Annotated in this window: 17 protein-coding genes; 11 read left to right on the top strand and 6 right to left on the bottom strand. The window is 73.7% G+C overall.

The window, feature by feature from the left end; all coding sequences use genetic code 11:
- Positions 1-49 precede the first annotated feature (49 nt).
- The 8 genes from ACFYE1_RS11685 to ACFYE1_RS11650 all read left to right on the top strand — a co-directional run bounded on the left by ACFYE1_RS11685 (position 50) and on the right by ACFYE1_RS11650 (position 7,263).
- Entirely contained in the window at positions 50-835 is a 786-nt protein-coding gene (locus ACFYE1_RS11685; protein ID WP_387742908.1) for an ABC transporter ATP-binding protein, read from the top strand.
- A gap of 16 nt (positions 836-851) precedes the next feature.
- Complete coding sequence (locus tag ACFYE1_RS11680) at positions 852-1,730, top strand: sulfite exporter TauE/SafE family protein (RefSeq protein WP_387742990.1); 879 nt, start codon at positions 852-854, stop codon at positions 1,728-1,730.
- Positions 1,731-1,820: 90 nt separating this feature from the next.
- A complete protein-coding gene (locus ACFYE1_RS11675) occupies positions 1,821-2,645 on the top strand; it encodes a TrmH family RNA methyltransferase (RefSeq protein WP_387742907.1) in 825 nt (274 codons plus the stop codon).
- Between the two features lie 200 nt (positions 2,646-2,845).
- Entirely contained in the window at positions 2,846-3,400 is a 555-nt protein-coding gene (locus tag ACFYE1_RS11670) for an AMIN-like domain-containing (lipo)protein (RefSeq protein ID WP_387742906.1), read from the top strand.
- Between the two features lie 222 nt (positions 3,401-3,622).
- Positions 3,623-3,883, top strand: coding sequence for a type B 50S ribosomal protein L31 (locus tag ACFYE1_RS11665; protein WP_387742904.1), 261 nt, complete (start codon positions 3,623-3,625; stop codon positions 3,881-3,883).
- Positions 3,884-4,016: 133 nt separating this feature from the next.
- Positions 4,017-5,081: a lipoate--protein ligase family protein gene (locus tag ACFYE1_RS11660; protein ID WP_387742902.1), complete on the top strand. Its 1,065-nt coding sequence runs from the start codon at positions 4,017-4,019 to the stop codon at positions 5,079-5,081.
- Between the two features lie 158 nt (positions 5,082-5,239).
- On the top strand, positions 5,240-5,392 hold the full coding sequence (locus ACFYE1_RS11655) for a hypothetical protein (protein WP_387742900.1): 153 nt from the start codon (positions 5,240-5,242) through the stop codon (positions 5,390-5,392).
- A gap of 101 nt (positions 5,393-5,493) precedes the next feature.
- Complete coding sequence (locus tag ACFYE1_RS11650) at positions 5,494-7,263, top strand: glycosyltransferase family 4 protein (protein WP_387742899.1); 1,770 nt, start codon at positions 5,494-5,496, stop codon at positions 7,261-7,263.
- Here ACFYE1_RS11650 and ACFYE1_RS11645 read toward each other — a convergent pair.
- The 3 genes from ACFYE1_RS11645 to ACFYE1_RS11635 form a co-directional block, all read right to left on the bottom strand.
- Positions 7,226-8,215 (bottom strand): oxygenase MpaB family protein, encoded by a 990-nt coding sequence (locus ACFYE1_RS11645; RefSeq protein WP_387742988.1) that lies wholly within the window; start codon positions 8,213-8,215, stop codon positions 7,226-7,228. The genes ACFYE1_RS11650 and ACFYE1_RS11645 overlap by 38 nt on opposite strands.
- A gap of 103 nt (positions 8,216-8,318) precedes the next feature.
- Positions 8,319-8,993, bottom strand: coding sequence for a hypothetical protein (locus ACFYE1_RS11640; RefSeq protein WP_387742897.1), 675 nt, complete (start codon positions 8,991-8,993; stop codon positions 8,319-8,321).
- Positions 8,994-9,175: 182 nt separating this feature from the next.
- Complete coding sequence (locus ACFYE1_RS11635; RefSeq protein ID WP_387742896.1) at positions 9,176-9,877, bottom strand: SDR family oxidoreductase; 702 nt, start codon at positions 9,875-9,877, stop codon at positions 9,176-9,178.
- Positions 9,878-10,099: 222 nt separating this feature from the next.
- On the opposite strand from ACFYE1_RS11635, the gene ACFYE1_RS11630 reads away from it, so the two are divergent.
- Entirely contained in the window at positions 10,100-11,494 is a 1,395-nt protein-coding gene (locus ACFYE1_RS11630; protein ID WP_387742894.1) for an aldehyde dehydrogenase family protein, read from the top strand.
- A gap of 55 nt (positions 11,495-11,549) precedes the next feature.
- Here ACFYE1_RS11630 and ACFYE1_RS11625 read toward each other — a convergent pair whose 3' ends face one another.
- Positions 11,550-13,232, bottom strand: a complete 1,683-nt coding sequence (locus ACFYE1_RS11625) for an ABC1 kinase family protein (protein WP_387742893.1) — start codon at positions 13,230-13,232, stop codon at positions 11,550-11,552.
- The gene (locus tag ACFYE1_RS11620; RefSeq protein WP_387742892.1) at positions 13,229-14,383 is read right to left on the bottom strand and encodes a hypothetical protein; all 1,155 of its coding nucleotides are present in this window, start codon (positions 14,381-14,383) and stop codon (positions 13,229-13,231) included. The genes ACFYE1_RS11625 and ACFYE1_RS11620 overlap by 4 nt, the downstream gene beginning before the upstream one ends.
- Before the next feature lie 192 nt (positions 14,384-14,575).
- Between ACFYE1_RS11620 and ACFYE1_RS11615 the strand changes: the two genes are divergently transcribed.
- On the top strand, positions 14,576-16,000 hold the full coding sequence (locus ACFYE1_RS11615) for a hypothetical protein (RefSeq protein WP_387742891.1): 1,425 nt from the start codon (positions 14,576-14,578) through the stop codon (positions 15,998-16,000).
- 66 nt (positions 16,001-16,066) lie between these two features.
- Entirely contained in the window at positions 16,067-16,270 is a 204-nt protein-coding gene (locus ACFYE1_RS11610; RefSeq protein WP_387742889.1) for a hypothetical protein, read from the top strand.
- 127 nt (positions 16,271-16,397) lie between these two features.
- Here ACFYE1_RS11610 and pepN read toward each other — a convergent pair whose 3' ends face one another.
- Positions 16,398-19,022: an aminopeptidase N gene (gene pepN / locus ACFYE1_RS11605; protein ID WP_387742887.1), complete on the bottom strand. Its 2,625-nt coding sequence runs from the start codon at positions 19,020-19,022 to the stop codon at positions 16,398-16,400.
- Between the last annotated feature and the right edge of the window lie 45 nt (positions 19,023-19,067).

The raw sequence follows: 19,067 nt of genomic DNA, 5'->3' as shown, positions 1-19,067 counted from the left end.
GGGCACCGCCGCGGGGACCGCCGCGGCCCGGTGCCCTACAGTGGCCCGTATGAGTGCTGTGGTGGAGATGGTGGACGTCAGCGTGGTCCGCGGGCAGAAGACCCTGCTGGAGTCGGTGGACTGGGTCGTCAACGAGGGCGAGCGATGGGTGGTGCTCGGCCCCAACGGCGCCGGCAAGACCACGCTGCTGTCCGTCGCCGCGGCCCGGCTGCACCCCACCCGCGGGATGGTGGACATCCTCGACGAGATCCTCGGCGCGGTGGACGTCTTCGAGCTGCGTCCCCGGATCGGCCTGAGCTCCACGGTGCTCGCCGCCCAGATCCCCGAGGCGGAGACGGTGCGCAACTGCGTGGTCACGGCCGCCTACGGCGTGACCGGACGGTGGATCGAGAACTACGACGACGCCGACGAGGCCCAGGCGCGGGAGCTCCTGGACGCGTGGGGCATCGGCCACCTGGCCGGGCGCCGCTTCGGGACCCTGTCCGAGGGGGAGCGCAAGCGTGTGCTCGTCGCCCGGGCACTGATGACCGATCCCGAGCTGCTGCTGCTGGACGAACCGGCGGCCGGGCTCGACGTGGGCGGCCGCGAGGACCTGGTGGCGCGGCTGGACGAGCTGGCCCGGGACGAGACCGCGCCGACCGTCGTCATGGTCACCCACCACCTGGAGGAGGTGCCCGACGCCTTCACCCACGCGCTGCTGCTGCGCGAGGGCCGGGTCGTCGCCTCGGGGCCCGTCGAGCAGGTCATGACGCAGAAGAACCTCTCCGTGACCTTCGGCCTGCCCCTCAAGCTGGTGAAGGTCGGCAACCGCTACGCAGCGTTCGCCCGGTCCTGACCCGGCGTCCGTGTCCGTGCAGAACGCCCTGGACGCCGTCGCCGACCTCGCGGCCACCCTGCCGTTCGAAGGCTGGCAGGTGGGACTCATCCTCCTGGCGGGGGTGTGGGCGGGGCTGATCAACACGATCGTGGGCTCCGGCACCCTCGTGACGTTCCCCGTGCTGGTCACGATGGGCGTGCCACCGGTGACCGCCTCGATGTCCAACGCCATGGGCCTGATCGCCGGCAACCTCACCGGCGCCTGGCACTACCGCCACGAGCTCAAGGGCGTCGAGCGGACCCTCCTGAAGCTCATCCCGTTCTCGGTGGCCGGCGGCGTCCTCGGAGCGGCCCTGCTACTGCACCTGCCCGAGAGCGTGTTCGGCTACGCCGCGCCGGCACTGATCGTCGTCGCCCTCCTGTTCGTGATCTTCCAGCCGCGGCTCCAGGCGCTGGTGCGCCGCCGCAAGGACGAGCAGGCCGAGGCCGCCGCCGCGGCGGCGCGGGCCCGCGGGCAGACTCCGCGGCCCCTGGACCCGGACCGCGCCCCGCAGCCCGTGTCCCTGTACGCCCTGGTCCTCCTGGCCGGCGTCTACGGCGGCTACTTCGTGGCCGCCCAGGGGGTGCTCCTGCTGGGCATTCTCGGTGTGTTCCTGCTCGCCTCCCTGCAGGCCGCGAACGCCGTGAAGGTGGTGCTCGTGGCCCTGGTCAACATCGTGGCCGCCGCCTCCTACGTCCTGTTCGCCCTCGACCGCATCAACTGGTGGGTGGTGCTCCTCATCGCCGTCAGCTCCACCGTGGGCTCCTGGGCCGGAGCCAAGATCGGCCGCCGGCTCTCACCGGTCGTGCTGCGCACCGTGATCGTGGTGCTGGGCGTCGTGGCCCTCGTCAACCTGGTGTCCCGGCTGCTCTGACACCGGAGGCTCCTGGCACCCGCTACGATCGGGGCGGCCTCGCTCTGCGACGACCTTCCTCTGCGACGACCCCGACCACGAAGAGACCCCGTGACCGACACCCCCCGCCCGATCCGCCTCGACGGCGCCGACGACCCCCGTGTGGCCGACTACGCCCGCCTGACCGACGTCAGGCTCCGCCGCAAGCTCGAGCCCGAGCGCGGCATGTACATCGCCGAGTCGTCCAAGGTCCTCCGCCGGGCGCTCGCGGCCGGGCACGAGCCCCGCTCCTTCTTCATGGCCGAGAAGTGGCTCGAGGACCTCGCCGACGTCCTGGCGGAGCACCCGGACGTCCCCCTCTACGTGGGCGAGGACGACGTCCTGACGCAGATCACCGGCTTCCACCTGCACCGCGGCGCCCTGGCGGCCATGCAGCGCCCGGAGCCGGTGGAGCTGGAGCAGCTCCTGGCGTCGTCGCACCGGGTGGCGGTCCTGGAGGACATCGTCGACCACACCAACGTGGGGGCGATCTTCCGCTCGGCCGCCGCGCTCGACGTCGACGCCGTGCTTGTCACCCCGCGCTGCGCCGACCCCCTGTACCGGCGGTCCATCCGGGTCTCCATGGGCACCGTGTTCCAGGTCCCGTGGACCCGGCTGCAGCACTGGACCGCCGACCTGCAGCGGATCAAGGACGCGGGTTTCACCACGGCGGCGCTCGCCCTGAGCGAGGACGCGATCAGCCTCCGGGAGCTGTCCGCCCGCCAGGACGAGCGACTCGCCCTGGTCCTCGGCACCGAGGGCGACGGGCTGAGCGCCGCGACCGTCCACCATGCGGATCTCACCGTCCGGATCCCGATGTCCCACGGCGTGGACTCCCTCAACGTCGCCGCCGCCTCGGCCGTAGCCTTCTGGGAGACGCGGCCCGACCGCGGCTGAGCGCTCCGGCCGGCGCGCGGGGCGGCCGGCCCGCGCGCCGTGACGGCCACGGCGGCAGGACCTCGGCGGTGTCGGCCCGGCCCATAACGATTGCTGCTCCACTTCGCTCTCACCGGGAGACTTAGCTTTCGAGAAGGCGGATCATGGGAGCACCCGCTCGAGCCCGACGGGGGCGCGAGGGGTCATCGAGAAGGTGCATCATGAAGAAGTTGATCTCATGGCTGGCAGCACTCGTGCTGGCCATGGGGCTGGGGCTGATCGCGCCCAGCAGCGCCACCGCCGCGACGCCGTACTGCGGCATCACGTGGGGCTCCACGGCGAAGGCCCGCAGTGGTGAGGCCACCACGCCCCGCTACCCCCACGTCACCGACGTCCGGGCGGGGCAGCACCGCTGCTTCGACCGGCTGGTGATCGACCTCGACGGCAAGGTGCGGGGCTACGACGTCCGATACAAGGGTTTCGAGGGCATCGGCTCCGGCGACCCCATCCCCCTGCACGGGACCGACCTGGTGATCTCGGTCAACGCCCCCGCGTACGACGGGAAGGGTCGGGCCACCTACGAGTTCGACGACCCCGGGGCACTGGTGGACGTCCACGGCTACCGCACCTTCCGGCAGGTCGCCTGGGGCGGCAGCTTCGAGGCCAGGACCTCGGTCGGCCTCGGCGTGCGCGCCCGGCTGCCGTTCCGGGTGTTCGTGCTCGAGGGGCCGGGCAAGGGATCACGGCTCGTCGTCGACGTCGCCCACCGGTGGTGACCCCAGCGGCGACGTGAGCGCGGGCGAGGGGCCCGGCCCCCACCGGGCCCCCGTCCGACGGGACGGCACGTGAATTTCCACCGGCGATCCGGTACGCTGGACGGCTGGTGCCCGATGCCCAAGCCCTTCCGGGACCGCGCGGACGGACGACGACGGCGCACCGCCCACCGAGCGAAACCGTGACTGGCAGAATCCAGGCACCGACGAAAAGGTTCGAACCCCATGAAGACTGACATCCACCCGGACTACCACCTGGTCCTCTTCCGCGACCTGGCCTCCGGCAAGACGATCCTGACCCGTTCCACCGCCACCTCGAAGAAGACCGAGACGTGGGAGGACGGCAACGAGTACCCGATCATCGAGGTCGAGATCTCCTCGGAGTCCCACCCGTTCTACACCGGCAAGCAGCGCATCATGGACTCCGCCGGTCGCGTGGAGCGCTTCAACGCCCGCTTCAAGAACTTCGGCAAGTCCAGCAGCTGACGTTCGTCCCGCTCGCGGGGTCCCGCACGCTCGCCCGCAGGCCCGGACCGCACCGGTCCGGGCCTGCGCCGTGCCCCCGGGCCCCGGCGTAGGCTGACCCGGGACCACCAGCACGGACGACGGGAGGACGCGGATGGCGCAGGAGCGGCGGCACGGGGAGTTCAAGGTGCTGGGCGGCAAGCTCGTGGTCGCGGACCTGCGCGTGGTCGACGGGCGGCTGGCCGACGTCTCCGTCAACGGGGACTTCTTCCTCGAGCCCGACGAGGCCCTCGAGGACATCAACGCGGCGCTGACCGGGCTCAGCGAGCACACCTCCCCTCAGGAGATCGTCGGGGCCGTCGAGGCGGCCCTCGCGCACGACGCGGTGCTGTTCGGCTTCTCCCCGCAGGCGGTCGCCACCGCGGTCCGCCGGGCCCTGGCCCACGCCACGACGTGGGAGGACCACGCGTGGGAGGTCATCCCGCCCACGGTCCGGCCCACCCTGGAGAACCTGGCGCTCGACGAGGTCCTCGCCCGCGAGGTGGGCGCGGGCCGGCGCCCGCCGGCCCTGCGGCTGTGGGACTGGGAGGAGCCGTCCGTGGTCATCGGGTCCTTCCAGTCCCTGCGCAACGAGGTGGACGCGGAGGGCGCCCGGCGGCACGGTGTCTCCGTGGTGCGCCGCGTCTCCGGGGGCGGGGCCATGTTCATGGAGGCGGGCAACTGCATCACCTACTCGCTGTACCTGCCGCAGTCGCTGGTGGACGGCCTCAGCTTCTCGGAGTCCTATCCGTTCCTCGACCGGTGGGTCGTGCAGGCGTTGCAGGAGATGGGCCTGGAGGCGTTCTACGTCCCCCTCAACGACATCGCCACCGAGCACGGCAAGATCGGCGGAGCCGCGCAGAAGCGATTCGCGGGCGGCGGCATGGTCCACCACGTGACCATGAGCTACGACATCGACGCCGAGAAGATGACCGAAGTCCTGCGGATCGGCAAGGAGAAGCTCTCGGACAAGGGGCACCGCTCGGCCAAGAAGCGCGTGGACCCGCTGCGCCGGCAGACCGGCATGGCCCGTGCCGACGTCGTGGACACGCTCATGGAGGTCTTCGCGGCACGCTACGGGGCCGTGGCGGGCGCCGTCCGCGACGCCGAGCTCACCGCCGCCCGCGAGCTGGTGGCCACGAAGTTCGCGACCCCGGAGTGGATCGCCCGGGTGCCCTGACCCGTCCGGGTTGTCCTTCGCCTCTGCGCTCGAGCTCGGCGGCGTCCCGCCGAGGGTCCGGACGGCGACGACCCCGTCGGCCCCCGGTCGGCCGGGTGGCCGAGGTGGTTCGCCGGTCGGCCCCCGACCTGGCCGGTTCCTCGGCGGAGGAACTGCGGATGTCCACGGCCCCCGGACGCGGCCGCCCCCTGTCCCCGGACGGCCCGTCCGCCGTCCTGGCCGACCTCGGGACGACGGCGGGGATCGGCACGGCAGTCGCCGCGGACGAACCGGGCCGATGTCTTGCTACGCTGAGCCCTGACGATCAGTAGTTCCCCGCCGGCTCTCGACCCGGCGAGGTGCATCTTCCCCCCGCCCGCAGCACGCCCCGTGATCGACCGGGACGGCCCCTCTTGACCCCCGCGAGAAGGCCATGCCGCACACCCCCCGCCCCTTCAGTCCGGACGACGAGCCCGAGGCCTTCTGGCTGCCCGCGGTCCGGGTCCTCCCCACCGGCGCGGCGCGACCCGCCGTACGCGCCCTGCTGGGCAGGCCCTGGCCCGAGGCCGGCGCCGCCGTGTCCCGTACGCTGGGCGCGGACGTCCGCGCGGAGAGGCAGCTCGAGAGCCGGCTCCGCCGTGCCCACCGCGGGCGCCCCGCGCCGGGCGCGGCCCGCCGCCTCGCCGAGGCCGCCCTGTCCGCGGGCCTCGTGGCCGAGGCCGACCGGCTCCTGGCGCACGTGCCGCCCGGCACGAAGGACGTCGCCGGCACGAGGGCCCGCCGGAACCGCCACGTCGGGCGGATCTCGGAGGCCGTGGGCGAACTGCGGCGCGCCGTGGCCGCCGGCCGCGCCACGCCGGGGGAGCGGCGCCGGCTGCTCCACTACGAGGACGAGCTGCGGCTGCTCTCCGGCTGGCGGCCCGCCCTGACCCCGGTGGTGGGCTATCGCCCGGAGCCCTCGTCCGTGCTGCACGTGCTCGCCGAGACCCCGCCGCGCGCCCGGGACCGCCGCGCCCCGCGCAACCACTCCCTGCTCTCCGCGACCGTGGCCCAGGGCTGGACCGTGACCGCCGTGACGCGCCCCGGTCCCCTGCCCGTCGACGGCAGGGCGCACGGGGTGGCCGCAGAGGTCCTCGACGGCGTCGCCTACCACCGGATCCTGCCCGCCCGCCGTGCGCTCCTCCCCACGGCACGGCTGCAGCAGGAGGCGCAGACCCTGCTCGGGCTGGCGCTGCGCGCGCGGCCCGCGGTGCTGCACACCACGAGCCGGCCCGGCAACGCCCTCGTGACCCGTGCGGTGGCGGAGGCCCTGGGGATCCCGTGGGTCTACGAGGTGCGTGAGCTGCCGGCGGACCGGTGGGCGGCCGCCCGGCCCGCCGAGGCCGCCGCGAGCGAGCGCCACCGGCTCGACTGCGACCGCGAGGCCGAGGTCCTGGCCGACGCGGCCGACGTCGTGACCACGAGCCGTGCCATGGGCGAGCGGGTGCGGGCGCTGACGCGGACCCTGCCGGCCGGTCCGGTGCCGGTCCGCGTGGCGCCCCCCGCCGTGGACGGTCCCTACCTGGCGGATCCCCGCCCCCTGCGGGAGGCGCGCCGGGTGCTGGGGCTGCCGGAGACGGCCCGGGTGGTGGGTGCGGTCGCGGACCTGGTGGAGCACGAGGGCCTCGACGACCTCCTGCGCGCCGCCGCCCTCGTGAGCGCGGACGTGCCGGAACTGCTCGTGGTGGTCGTGGGAGACGGCCCGGCGGGACGGGAGCTCGAGGGGCTGGCGGCGGAGCTCGGCCTGCGCGGCCGGGTCCGCTTCGCGGGACGGGTCCCGGACGAGCAGGTGGTGCAGTACCACCAGGCGTTCGACGTGTTCGTGGTCGCCCGCAAGGACCGACCGGTCACCCGGGCCACGGTCCCGACCGAGTCCGTGGAGGCCCTGGCGACCGGGACCCCCGTGGTCGCCTCCCGGCTGCCCGTGCTCGCCGAGACGGTGGCCGACGGCATCACCGGGATGCTCACCCCGCCGGAGGAGCCCGAGACCCTCGCCACGGTCCTGCGGATGATGCTCGAGTGCCCCGCCGTCCGCCGGTGCCTGGGCGGCGAGGGCCGACGCCGGGTGGTGCCGGGACGGACCTGGCACGGCGTGGCCTCGGCCGCCGCGGAGGCCTACGACCACCTCACCGGCCGCGCGGGCTCCGAGGAGGCGTCGGCCTGAGCTCGGTGGGCTCTGGGAGCAGACCGAGACGCGCGAGGCGGCGGCGTGCGGCCGCCTCGCTGGGCCCGGTCTCCCCGAGGGCCCTGCCGACGACCGCGAGGGTGAGCCCGGCGGCGCCCCGCACGGGCAGCGGCACGGGGCCCAGCCGCGGACGCTCGAGATCGAGCAGGTCCAGCCGGTCCTCGGGCAGCGAGTCCACGACGGCGGCGAACAGGGCCCGGTAGCCCGGCAGCAGCACCGGGTCCAGGGGCGGACGGCGCAGGAACGCCACGACGTCGTCCACCCGGTGGCCCCCGGCGAGGCGGGGGCCGAAGGCCCGGAGGCGCTCGTCCAGCTCGGCCTCGGAGCGCGGCGGCCGCTCGACGCCCATCAGCCGGCCGGCCACGGCCCACTCCCGCACGTAGGCGTCGGGCCCGCCCGGGATCGGCCCGCCCCACCGCTGGTGGCAGCGCAGGAAGGCGTCCGTGAACGCGAGGTGGACCCACTCGGCGAGGTCGGGGTCGTTCGCGCAGTACGGGCGCCGCACGCCGTCGGCCCCGGTGTAGGTGCCGCGCACGCTGTCGTGGATCCCGCGGACGTGCGCCGAGGCCCGGTGCGCGGCGGTGGTGTCCCCGTAGGTGACGGTGAAGATCCACCGGATGGTCCCGGCCAGGCGTCCCAGCGGGTCGCTCCGGTAGTCGGAGTGCTCGACGACACCTGCCAGCGCTCCCGGGTGCAGGGCCTGGGTGAGCAGGGCGCGCACGCCCGCGGGGATGGTCGCCATCGAGCCGTGCACGGCCCACACCGCCGAACCGGGCCGGAAGAACCCGGCGTCCTCGCCCTCGGCCAGCGCCAGTTCCCACTCCGGCACGCGGTCCGCCTGCCCGGCGAACGTCGTGCGCAGCCTGTCCTGCAACGGCGCCATCAGTCCCACGTCGCGCTCCTCCCTGTTCGGGTGCTCGGTGGGGACCATCATGGCCGCCGCCTCCGACATTCGTCGCGCCGCGCGGCCCCGCCGGCAGGGCGGCGCCCGGTGCCGGAAGGACAGCGGACCGGCGACGGGCCGGCCGGCCCGGTCAGGACCGCTCCGGCCCCCCACCGGCCCAGGAGGCCAGGGGCGCGCCCTCGAGGAAGCGCACGAGGGCGGGCGAGCGGGTCACCACGGTCTCCTGGTAGCGGCCCGGCAGCTCGCGGTCCTTGCCGATGATGAGCTGTTCGACGTCGTCGTCGAGGAACATGCCCAGCGTTCCCCGCAGCAGCTCCAGCGCGGTCTCGTCGCGGAGCATGTCGCGGACGGCGCCGGGGAGCCGGACGGTGCGCGCGCCGTCGAGGACCACGTTGACGAAGTCGGGGGTGTCGCCCTCCGACCAGTGGGCCGTGGACGCGGCCGCAACCACCCCGACGGCCTCAACCGCGAGGGTGACGACGATGGTCGCCTCGCTCAGCGCCGCCTGGATGCCCACCGCGCGGCACCGGTCACGGGTCCTGCGCCAGCGGCTCGGGCGCGTGCGGTCCACCACCAGGTACTCCAGCTGCAGCCTGCCCTCGCAGTCCTCCATGAAGGAGATGGTGACGGTCTCGGAGGGGCAGTCCCCCCGGACGGCGGCGTAGGCCCGGCGCAGCAGGTCCTGCAGGTCGGTGGAGCCCCGGCCGAGCGTGCGCGCCGAGAGGCTCACGGGCCGTCCGTGGTCGTCGAGGCAGCGCACCGTGATCGGCTCGCGTGCCACCGTCGTGTCGAGGGGAGAGTCCACGCTGACGTCGGGCCTTTCTGCTGGGTCGGGGAGTGCTTCCCATTCTAGATGCGCACGCATCGTACCGGTCCGTTGCGCGGCGTACCCCGTTGTGGGGACAACGACCCTCTCACCAGCGGCGACGGCCGGGCCCGACGGTGCTTCCACCGTCCGGCCCGGCCGGTCCTGGGGCCGTGTGCCGATCAGGGCCAGGAGCCCTCCTCGGCGTGGGCGACGAACAGCTCGCGGATCTCGCACCCGCGGGGCTGGGCGAGGGCGAACAGGACGGCGTTCGCGACGTTCTCCGGATCGTTGAGCTGGGAGTCGTCCTGGGGCTTGTACTGCTCGTCCCGGTCGTCGAAGAAGTGCGTCTTCATGCCGCCGGGAATGAGCTGGGTGACGCCGACCTCGCCCTTGAGCTCCGCGGCGAGAGCCTGGCTGAAGCCCAGCACCCCGAACTTGGACGCGCAGTACGCCGTCGCGTCCGAGACGCCCTTCAGGGCCAGGGTGGAGGCCACCGTGACGACCCGGCCCCGCGACTCCCGCAGCGCGGGCAGCGCCGCACGCACCGTGGACACGGTGCCGAACAGGTTGACCTGCACGACCTTCTCCCACTCGGTGCTCGCCACGTCCTCGAGCCGGCCGCAGCGGTCGATGCCGGCGGCGGTGACGACCGCGTCCAGGCCGCCGGCGGCCTCCGCCGCCCGGCGCACCGTCTCGGTGACCGCAGCGGTGTCCGCCACGTCCACCTCGAAGGCGGTGACGCCCGTGAGCGTGCTGATATCCCGGTCCAGGACGATGGGGGTGCCGCCGCTGTCGCGGACCGCCTCCGCCACGGCGGCGCCGAGCCCGGAGGCACCGCCGGTGATCAGCACCCGGCCGGGGTTGGTGGACTGGAAACTCATGCAACTTCCTCTCTGCTGGACACGGCCGCGCCCGCGGCCGGTGCCGCGGGCGGGCGTGCTGCTCCTGGTCGGAACTCAGGGCAGGCCCCGCGGGTGCGGCGGCCTGGTCACTGCTACCGTAACCGGTCCCGGCCCGTTCATCAGTATGCTCATCAGGACGGTCCCCGGGGTGTCCGCACCCGCACGTCCGGTGGACGCCCGCCCGAACGGAGAAGGAGTTCCATGACCACCGCAGCACCCGCCACCGCCCCGACGACCGAGCTCACCGTGCAGGATCCCCGGGACGGCTCCACAGTCGGCACCGTGGCCGCCGCCACGGAGGAAGATGTGCGTGCCGCGGTCGCGACCGCCCGCGGCGCCGCCCGCGACTGGGCGCGGACCGCCCCCGAGGAGCGCGGCAAGGCCCTGCGGGCCGCCGCCGACCGTCTCGCCGAGCACGCCCAGGAGCTCGCCGAGCTCAACGCCCGCGAGACCGGCAAGCCCGTCGAGGAGTCCCTGGGCGGGGTCATGGCCGGGGTCGGCACGCTCCACCAGTACGCGGAGCTCGGCCCGGTGCACCGGGGCCACAGCCTGCGGGGCAGCGTGCTGGCGGCCGACTACACCGTCGCGGAGCCGCGCGGCGTCGTCGTCGCCCTCACGCCGTGGAACGACCCCGTGGCCGTGGCCGCGGGTCTGCTCGGCGCCGCGGTCGTCACCGGCAACACCGTGGTGCACAAGCCCAGCGAACGCTGCCCGCACGTCGGGGCCCGCCTCGGGGAGATCCTTGCCGAAGCCCTCCCCGCCGGTGTGCTCACCACCGTCACCGGCGCCGCCGCCGTGGGGGAGCTGCTCACGGCCCTGCCCGACGTCGACGTCCTCGCCCACGTCGGCGCCACCGCCACCGGGGAGGCCATCGCCCGTGCCGCGGTCGGCACCGGCGCACACGTCATCCGGGAGAACGGCGGCAACGACGCCCTGGTGGTCGACGACGACGTGGACCCCGGGTGGGCCGCCGGGCAGGCCGCCCTCGGCGCGTTCGCCAACTCGGGCCAGATCTGCGTGGCGGTCGAGCGGATCTACGTCCACCGCGGCGTCGCCGAGCCCTTCCTCACGGCGCTCGCCGAGGAGGCGCGCCGGCGCAACACCGACGGCACGCTCGCCCCGCTGGTCGACGAGCGGATGCGCGAGGAGGTCCACCGCCAGGTCGCCGACAGCGTCGCCCACGGGGCGGTCGTGGTCGAGGGCGCGCAGGTCCCCGAGGGCCCCGGCGCGTTCTACCCGGCCACCGTGCTGCGCGGGTGCACCCCCGGGATGACCGTGATGACCGAGGAGACGTTCGGGCCGGTGGCCCCGGTCCAGGTCGTCGACAGCTTCGACGAGGGGCTGCGGCTGGCCGCGGCCGACCGGTACGGGCTGGCCGCGACCGTGCTCACCGGGCGGATCGCCCACGCCCAGCGCGCCGTGGCTGAGCTGCCGGTGGGCACGCTGAAGGTCAACAACGTCTTCGGGGGCGCCCCGGGCGGTGCGGCGCAGCCGCGCCGGGCGTCCGGCGCGGGCTTCGGCTACGGGCCCGAGCTCCTCGACGAGATGACCCAGGTGAAGGTCGTGCACCTCGAGATGCCGCCGGCCGGCGACTGAGCCCGGGCGGCCCCGGGCCGCCCGGGCACGCGGCCGGGACGTCGCCGCGGGCGGCTCAGAACCGGCGGCGGACCCGGATGGTGTTGGCCAGGCGCCGGACCTTGGGCACGTTGGTGGAGAGTACGAGGTAGCCGGTGAGGGTGCCCACGGTGGTCGCACCGCCGGCGATGAGGGGGGTGTGGAACTTCCGCCACCGCTCCGGGTCGGACGCGAGGATGTGGGCCATGCCGTTGATGGACGCGGCGATCACCGCGCCGGCCACCACCTGGTGGCCGATCTTCTCGCCGCGCCGGAGCAGCGGCTCGATCTCGTCGGCGCGCAGGTGGACGTCGAAGCCGCCGCGCTCCAGGACCACGATGAGCCGCCGGAGGTACTCGGGGGCCTCGACCCCCATCTGCACCGCGTCCTGCAGGATGTCGCGCATCCGCTTGGCGAGGATCTCGGGGGAGAGCCGGTGCAGCACGAACCGCTGCGCGTACGGGGTGAGGACCGTGACGAGGTCGAACTCCGGGTCCAGGCCGGTGCCCACGGACTCCGCCGTGACGAGCATCCGCAGGAACAGGGCGGACTCGCGCGGCAGGTGCATCCGGTAGCGGCGCAGCATCCCGATGAGGTCGCCCATCAGGTGACCCACCCGCACCTCGTGCAGGGGCTTGTTCGAGTAGCGGCGCAGCAGGAACGCCACGTCCCGCTCGAGCTCCTTCTTGTTGACGTCCTGCTCCTGCGAGGTCAGCCCGAGCAGCCCCGCGGCGACCCGCCGCGGGTTCTCCTGCACCACGCCGAGCATCAGGGTCACGAGGTGGTCCCGGAACTCGTCGGTGAGGGTGCCCATCATCCCGAAGTCGATGATCCCGATCCGCCCGCCGGTCTCCACGAAGAGGTTGCCGGGGTGCGGGTCCGCGTGGAAGAAGCCGTGCTCGAAGATCATCCGGCAGATGGCCTCGGTCGAGTCCACGGCCAGCAGGTGCCGGTCGAGCCCGGCGTTCTCGAGCGCGGGGTAGTCGTTGATCTTGATGCCCCGGATCCGCTCCATCGTGAGGATCCGGGAGGTCGAGGCCTCCCAGAAGATCTCCGGGACGTGCACCCGGGGGTCGCCCCTGAAGTTCTCGGCCATCCGCTGGGCGTTGCGGCCCTCCGTGAGGTAGTCCAGCTCGTCCCGCAGGGACTGGGCGAACTCGTCCGCGAGGCCCTCGAGGTCGAAGTGCTGCACCGCCGGCCAGTAGGTGGACATCAGCTTGGCCAGCTCCGAGAGGATCTCGAGGTCGCGGTTGACCTCCTCGACGACGCCGGGACGGCGCACCTTCACGATGACGTCCACGCCCTTGTAGACGGCCGCGTGCGCCTGGCCGATCGAGCCGGTGGCGAGGGGCACCGGGTCGATCTCGGCGAGGATGTCCTCAGCCGCAGAGTCGGGCTCCGACTCGATCATCGCCCGGATCCGCTCCGGCGGCACCGGTGGCGAGTTGTCCTGCAGCCGCGTCAGCTCCTGCACGTACCGCGGCGGCAGCAGGTCCGGCCGGGTCGAGACCACCTGGCCGAGCTTCACGAACGTGGGACCGAGCTCCTCGAGGGCCTGCCGCAGGTGGACGGGCTGGCTGTAGAGCTTGTTCGGGTCGATGAGCCGGACCCGGGCCAGGGGGGCGCGCCACTCCTCCTTGATGCCGCCGAGGGCGAAGCCGAAGCCGTGCTTCGAGAGGACCTCGAGGATCTGGAGGAAGCGTTCCCGGCGGCTGATCATCGGCGGGCCACTCCGGTGCTCATCCGGGCCAGGTAGAAGGACATGAACCCGGTCGCGACCGCCACGATGAAGCACAGCGCGCTCACCAGCGGCTCGATGCCCAGGAACAGCACGCCCACCCCGCCCAGCAGCACGGTCATGGCCAGCAGCACCCACACGGCCACGTGCACCCGGCCGAGCACACCGGTCCCCGGGCCGGCGGAGGACCGCTGGGCGGACACGTCGTCGTCGTCGTGCGGATCGCGCTCGGCGCCGCCCGCGGCGGACACGGCCAGGCCCTTCCGCCACTTCTTCGCGTTGCGCGAGCGGTCGGCCTCGGCCGGGACGTAGGCGTCCGGGACGGCGTGGCTGCCGCCGGGCGGCAGCAGCTCGGGGACGTCGTTGGGCAGCTGCTCGAACCACTCCGCGGGGATGTCCTCCGGACGAGCGGCCTGGAGCGTCATCGAGACCTCGAAGGCCGAGCCCCGGATGGTGCCCCACACCGCGGTGAGCTTCTCCCGCTGGAAGGCGTGGTCGATGATCGGGATGAACTGCTCGGACATCTGGGTGGAGAGCCGGCCCACCTGACGGCGCTCGTAGAGCACGTCGACGATGTCCAGGGTCTGCCCGTGGTGGTTGCGGACCTTGTTGGTCTCCAGGGTCAGCATGACGCGGCCCTCGCCGGACGGGGGGATGACGCTGTGCAGGTACTCGGCGAACTCCTGCTCGTCCAGGACCTTGATCGACGGGCCCTGCGGCAGCACCGCGGCCTGCGCCGGGGGCGTGTTGAGCGGGAACAGCAGGTCCGGGGCGGCGATCGACAGCCGCGCCGAGGCGTCGACCTCCGCCTGCCCGTCCTGGCGCAGGACCGTGGCCTCGAGCTTCAGCGGCGCCACCGGGGTGTAGCCGGACGCGATGACCCGCGCGAGATAGGGCCAGTACCGCTGCGCGTCCTGCTGGGCGAGGTGACCGATCTTGTTGGGCCCGATCCGCACCGAGACGGTGTGGGGGTCGAACGGGTTGTCCGGTTCCGGGACGAGCGCCGCGTTGCCCGTCCAGGTGCGCAGCTTGCCGAAGGACAGACCGCCGAACACCCGCATGATCTCGGTGTCGTAGAAGTTCTCCGTGACGATCTCCAGAGAGCCGCGGTCGTTGAGCGCGTAGTCGGTCATGGTCTCCCTCGATGGAGCTGGGGCATCAAGTCGTCAATAGCTTCTCACGATTCCCGGGAGGCCCGGTTCATCGCCGGACCCGTACGGTGTCCGCGCTGACTGGTGCAATGATGACCGATCAGGACACCGGGCGGGCCCCGGTGGCCGCCCCGGGACGAGAGCCGGACCGGGATCCGTAGAGGAGGCGCGCGGATGCCCCAGGGACCTGTCCTCCCGCCCGAGCCCGACCGCCCGGCGGTGGACGTCGACGTGCTGCGCACGCTGTTCCTCAGCCCCGCCGACTGGATCCACCGCCGCGTGGAGTCCGTGCTCATGAGTCCCGACGGCGTCACCCGCCGCAAGGTCTCCCTCGACGTCGACCTCGCCGCGCGCGCCCCGTGGCCGGCCGACGACGCCGGCCGGCTGCTGGTGCCCGTGACCATCCAGGCCAAGCAGCCCCTGCGCAACTTCGACGCGGTCTGCCAGGGCGACCCCGTCCCGGTCCTCAGCACGGAGGACAACGGAGCGCTCGCCGAGCTGCTCCTGCGCGGACTGATCCCGGAGCAGCTGCCGCCGGCCGAGGCAGCGGTCCTGGCGGACGACCACGTCCCGGCCGTCGTGCACGCCCCCGAGCTGCTCGTGGAGGACGCCCTCGACGGGTTCTGGGCCTACTGCGAGCACCTGCGCACGGTCGTGCAGGAGCTCGTCGACCGGGGGCGGCTGCCGGCGGAGGACGCCGAGCACTGGGACGCCGACCTCGCCCTGTTCACCACGGTGGCCGACCAGCTGGCCCGCGGCTTCCTGCTGACCTTCGCACTGCCCGCGGAGTTCGCCGGACGCCGGCTGGTGCTCAAGTACTCGATGGACGAGCAGTACGCCGCCGGCCGGAGGCCGCGCGCCCGGGACCGGCTGCGGCACTGCTGGATGCCCTGGGTGGGGCGGGTCGGCCTGCACGACCTCGCGTCCTGCCGCAGCTTCCACCTGGAGCTGACGGTGCCCGCGGAGGTCCGGCTGCACGAGTTCACGGTCCTCTCGCACGAGGGCGGCCGCCCCGGGGGACAGGGGGGGTCGCACCGGGCCGTGGACCGGGTGCTCGCCGAGGACCGCACCGTGCGGCAGTGGCCCGGGGCGGTGCGCGGTCACCTGGCGCTGCGGCCCACGTCCCGTTTCGACGACGCCTTCTGCGAGATGGTGATCCTGCCGGCGCGGCAGGGGATCACGGCGTTCGCCTCCGTGGCGGTCAGCGTCATCACGGCGGTCCTGCTGCTCCTGGGGCTCGTGTCGAGCGTGCGGGAGCACGTCCTGGGACCGGGCTGGCAGGTGCCTTCCGCAGCGGCGTCGATCGTGATGTCCGTGGTGGCGGTGCTGCTCTCCTGGATCAGCCGGCAGCCGGAGCACGACATCTCGGTGCGCGTCATGCGGCCCCTGCGCTACGCGCTGAACCTGGAGGCCATGGTCATGCTGATGCTCGCCGGCGCGGCCTCGGTCCCCCTCACCCCGGAGGCTGCCGCGGCGTACTGGTCGGTGCTCGTGCTGCTGCACGTGCTGTCCCTCGTGCTCGTGGCGCGCACCTGGTGGGTGCGGCGGTCCGTGGACCGGGGCGGGTACACGTCCCGGGCGCGGCGGCACGGCCGATGACCGGCGGCGCTCTGTTCACTGGGGCGGCGGCCTCCTACACTGGAGCTGTCACGGAAAGGATCCACCATGGCCTATGACGCCCGGACCGGTCCGCAGGCGCCCCAGCCGCGCCGCGAGCACCGCAACGACTCCAAGGTGAACCTGCTGCAGCTGGGCAACTCGTCGATGTCGCTCGGGCAGAGCCTCGACCGGCGGGTGTTCAAGTCCAACGAGGACGCCCAGCGCGCCGTCGACCGCGTGCTGCGCCGCTCGGGGCGCACCGCCACCTGACGCCGCGCCGGCCCCGACCGCAGCACGTCCGGCTGCCCGCCGTCATCCGGTCCCCGGACGGTGACGATCCCCCCGGTGCGCACCGGGGGAACGTCACGGTCCGGGGACTCGGCGTGCGGGCGGGCGCTCAGGGGCGTGCTGCCGCCTGCGCCCGCAGCGCCCGCAGCAGGTGGTCCCGCTCCTCGACCAGGATCCGGCGCAGCGCGGCGGGCGCCCCGGCGTGGTTGCTCAGCCACAGCTCCGTGCGGGCGAGCACCGGGTGGTGCTCGGGGTCGTGGCCCGGCTCGAGGTCGGCGCCGGCGGGATACAGCCCCTGCGCGATGCGGGTGGCCATCCCGATCGAGCGGCGCGCCCACACCTCCTCCAGCATGGCGAAGTACGGCTCGCGGTACGGCTCCACCAGCTCCGCCGGGCCCAGTTGGAAGCCGGCGACCGTGGCGCTCAGCAGGTCGTTGGACAGCAAGTCACCGGTGATCGCCTCCCACGCCTCGGCCTTGGCCCGGGAGAGCGGGCGGGCGGCGCGGGTGCGGGCCCACCCGACCTGCCCGGTGCGGGTCCGGTCCGCGGCGCGCTCCCGCTCCAGGGCGTCGTCCAGCCCGGAGTCCTCGCCGTGGCCGGTGGCCGCCAGCGCCGTCCACAGCGCCCAGCGCAGCTCCGAGCCCAGCCGCAGCCCGGGCAGCGCGTCCCGCCCGCCGAGGAGGTCGCGCAGCCAGCCGGCGTGGCTCCCGTCGCGGCGGGCCGTGCGGGCGGTGAGCCGGGCGAGGGCCAGCTGCCGGTCGCTGCCGGGGTCGGAGCGGCGCAGTTCCCGGACGGCCGCGTCGAGCAGCCGTCCCCGCAGCCGCTCCCGACGGGCCGTCGGGGTGAACCGCTCGACGGCCTCCACGGCGTGGTCCACGGCGGTGGAGAGCATCCCGGTCCGGGGCTCCGCGAAACCGTGGTCCAGGACGGCGCCCACCCAGTCCCCGGGGTCGAGCTCGGCGTCCCGGGTTGCGTTCCACAGTCCCGACCACAGCTGGGCGCGGGCCATGTCGTCCTCCACGGAGGACAGCGAGCTCAGGGCCGTGGTGAGCGAGAGCGGGTCCAGGCGGGTCTTGGCGTAGGTGAGGTCCTCGTCGTTGACCACCAGCAGGGGCGCGGTCGAGCCCACGAGCTCGGGGACCTCCACGGAGGACTCGGCGGGAAGGTCCACGCTGACCGTGCCGGTGCGCACCAGGAGGTCCCCTGGCCCGCGCTCGTAGCCGCCGAGCAGCAGCCGGTGCGGGCGCAGCACCCCGGAGCCGGGGTCCTGGAGCAGCGCCGCGAAGGTCACGGTGCCGTCGTGGTCCCGGGCGAGGTCCAGGGCCAGGGAGGCGACGCCGGAGGTGCCCAGCCAGGACTCCGCCCAGCCGCGGACGTCCCGCCCGGAGGCCTCCTCCAGCACGGCCAGGAAGTCCTCCAGGGTGGTCGACCCGTAGGCGTGGCGACGGAAGTAGGCGCGGCACGCGTCGACGAACGGGCCGTAGCCCACGAACGCCACGAGCTGCTTGAGCACCGCGGCGCCCTTGGCGTAGGTGATGCCGTCGAAGTTCTGCCGGGCGGCCTCGAGGTCCTGGACGTCGGCGACCACCGGGTGCGTGGTGGGCAGCTGGTCCTGCCGGTAGGCCCAGGCCTTCCGGCGGTCCGCGAACGCGATCCACGCCTCCTCGAAGTCCGTGGCCTGCACGGACGCGTGCGCCCCCATGAACTCCGCGAAGGACTCCTTGAGCCACAGGTCGTCCCACCACGTCATGGTGACGAGGTCCCCGAACCACATGTGGGACATCTCGTGCATAAGGGTGTTGGCCCGCCCCTGGTACTGGGCGCGGGTGGCCCCGTCCGGGAACAGGTACTCCTCGGTGAAGGTCACCAGCCCGGGGTTCTCCATGGCGCCCAGGTTGTACTCGGGCACGAACGCCTGCTCGTACTTGCCGAACGGGTAGGGATAGCCGAACAGCTCGGTGAAGAACGTCAGGCCCTGCCGGGTGAGGTCGAACAGCTCCCGGGCGCCGGTGCCCGCGTCCAGGTGCTCCGCCAGCGAGGCGCGGCAGTACAGGGCCAGCGGCACGGACATGCGGCTGCCGTCCTCGAAGGAGTGCCGCCACTCGCCCGCCACCCGGTGGTACGGGCCCGCCAGCACCGTGGTGATGTACGTGGAGATCCGCTCCGTGGGGGCGAACTCGTGGCGCACCGCCCCGGCCCGCTCGGCCTCCGGGGCAGGGGACACCGCCATGCGCACCCCGTTGGAGGAGGCCTGCCAGCCGTCCGGCGCCAGCACCGTGAACCGGAAGGACGCCTTGAGGTCCGGCTGCTCGAAGTTCGCGAAGACCCGGCGGGCGTCCGCCGGCTCGTACTGCGTGTACAGGTAGACCCGGCCGTCGGCCGGGTCCACGAACCGGTGCATGCCCTCCCCGGAGCGGGAGTACAACCCCCGCCCGGCCACCGACACCTCGTTGGTCGCCCCGAGGGAGGGCAGGCGGATCCGTGCGCCCTCGACGACGTCGTCCGGGTCCAGCTCCCGGCCGTTGACCGTCACCGACTCCACGGAGTGCCCGATGAAGTCCAGGAACGTCTGGGCGCCCTCCTCGGCGCCGAAGCGCACCGTGGTCACGGACCGGAACGAGTCCGCCTCCGCGTCCGGTGCGGCGGACAGGTCCAGCAGGACGTCGTAGCTCTCTACGGCGACGAGCTCGGAACGGTCGGCGGTCTCGCGGCGGGTCAGGTTGTCGTTGCGCACCGTGCCATTGAACCACCCGGGCCGGTCCGCCCGCCGGGGCGCGGA

This window comes from Kocuria nitroreducens, assembly GCF_042879195.1.
GTDB lineage: Bacteria > Actinomycetota > Actinomycetes > Actinomycetales > Micrococcaceae > Kocuria > Kocuria nitroreducens.
The sequence above is the reverse complement of the archived record's forward strand: the minus strand, read 5'-3'. Positions and strand labels throughout refer to the sequence as shown.

Excerpts from the sequence above, each read along its gene's own strand:
- ACFYE1_RS11655 (WP_387742900.1), top strand. The coding sequence starts at position 5,240 with ATGTCCACGGCCCCCGGACGCGGCCGCCCCCTGTCCCCGGACGGCCCG.
- ACFYE1_RS11620 (WP_387742892.1), bottom strand. The coding sequence starts at position 14,383 with ATGACCGACTACGCGCTCAACGACCGCGGCTCTCTGGAGATCGTCACG.
- ACFYE1_RS11645 (WP_387742988.1), bottom strand. The coding sequence starts at position 8,215 with ATGGTCCCCACCGAGCACCCGAACAGGGAGGAGCGCGACGTGGGACTG.
- ACFYE1_RS11610 (WP_387742889.1), top strand. The coding sequence starts at position 16,067 with ATGGCCTATGACGCCCGGACCGGTCCGCAGGCGCCCCAGCCGCGCCGC.
- ACFYE1_RS11630 (WP_387742894.1), top strand. The coding sequence starts at position 10,100 with ATGACCACCGCAGCACCCGCCACCGCCCCGACGACCGAGCTCACCGTG.
- ACFYE1_RS11670 (WP_387742906.1), top strand. The coding sequence starts at position 2,846 with ATGAAGAAGTTGATCTCATGGCTGGCAGCACTCGTGCTGGCCATGGGG.
- ACFYE1_RS11685 (WP_387742908.1), top strand. The coding sequence starts at position 50 with ATGAGTGCTGTGGTGGAGATGGTGGACGTCAGCGTGGTCCGCGGGCAG.
- ACFYE1_RS11615 (WP_387742891.1), top strand. The coding sequence starts at position 14,576 with ATGCCCCAGGGACCTGTCCTCCCGCCCGAGCCCGACCGCCCGGCGGTG.
- ACFYE1_RS11635 (WP_387742896.1), bottom strand. The coding sequence starts at position 9,877 with ATGAGTTTCCAGTCCACCAACCCCGGCCGGGTGCTGATCACCGGCGGT.
- ACFYE1_RS11650 (WP_387742899.1), top strand. The coding sequence starts at position 5,494 with ATGCCGCACACCCCCCGCCCCTTCAGTCCGGACGACGAGCCCGAGGCC.
- ACFYE1_RS11660 (WP_387742902.1), top strand. The coding sequence starts at position 4,017 with ATGGCGCAGGAGCGGCGGCACGGGGAGTTCAAGGTGCTGGGCGGCAAG.
- ACFYE1_RS11665 (WP_387742904.1), top strand. The coding sequence starts at position 3,623 with ATGAAGACTGACATCCACCCGGACTACCACCTGGTCCTCTTCCGCGAC.
- ACFYE1_RS11625 (WP_387742893.1), bottom strand. The coding sequence starts at position 13,232 with ATGATCAGCCGCCGGGAACGCTTCCTCCAGATCCTCGAGGTCCTCTCG.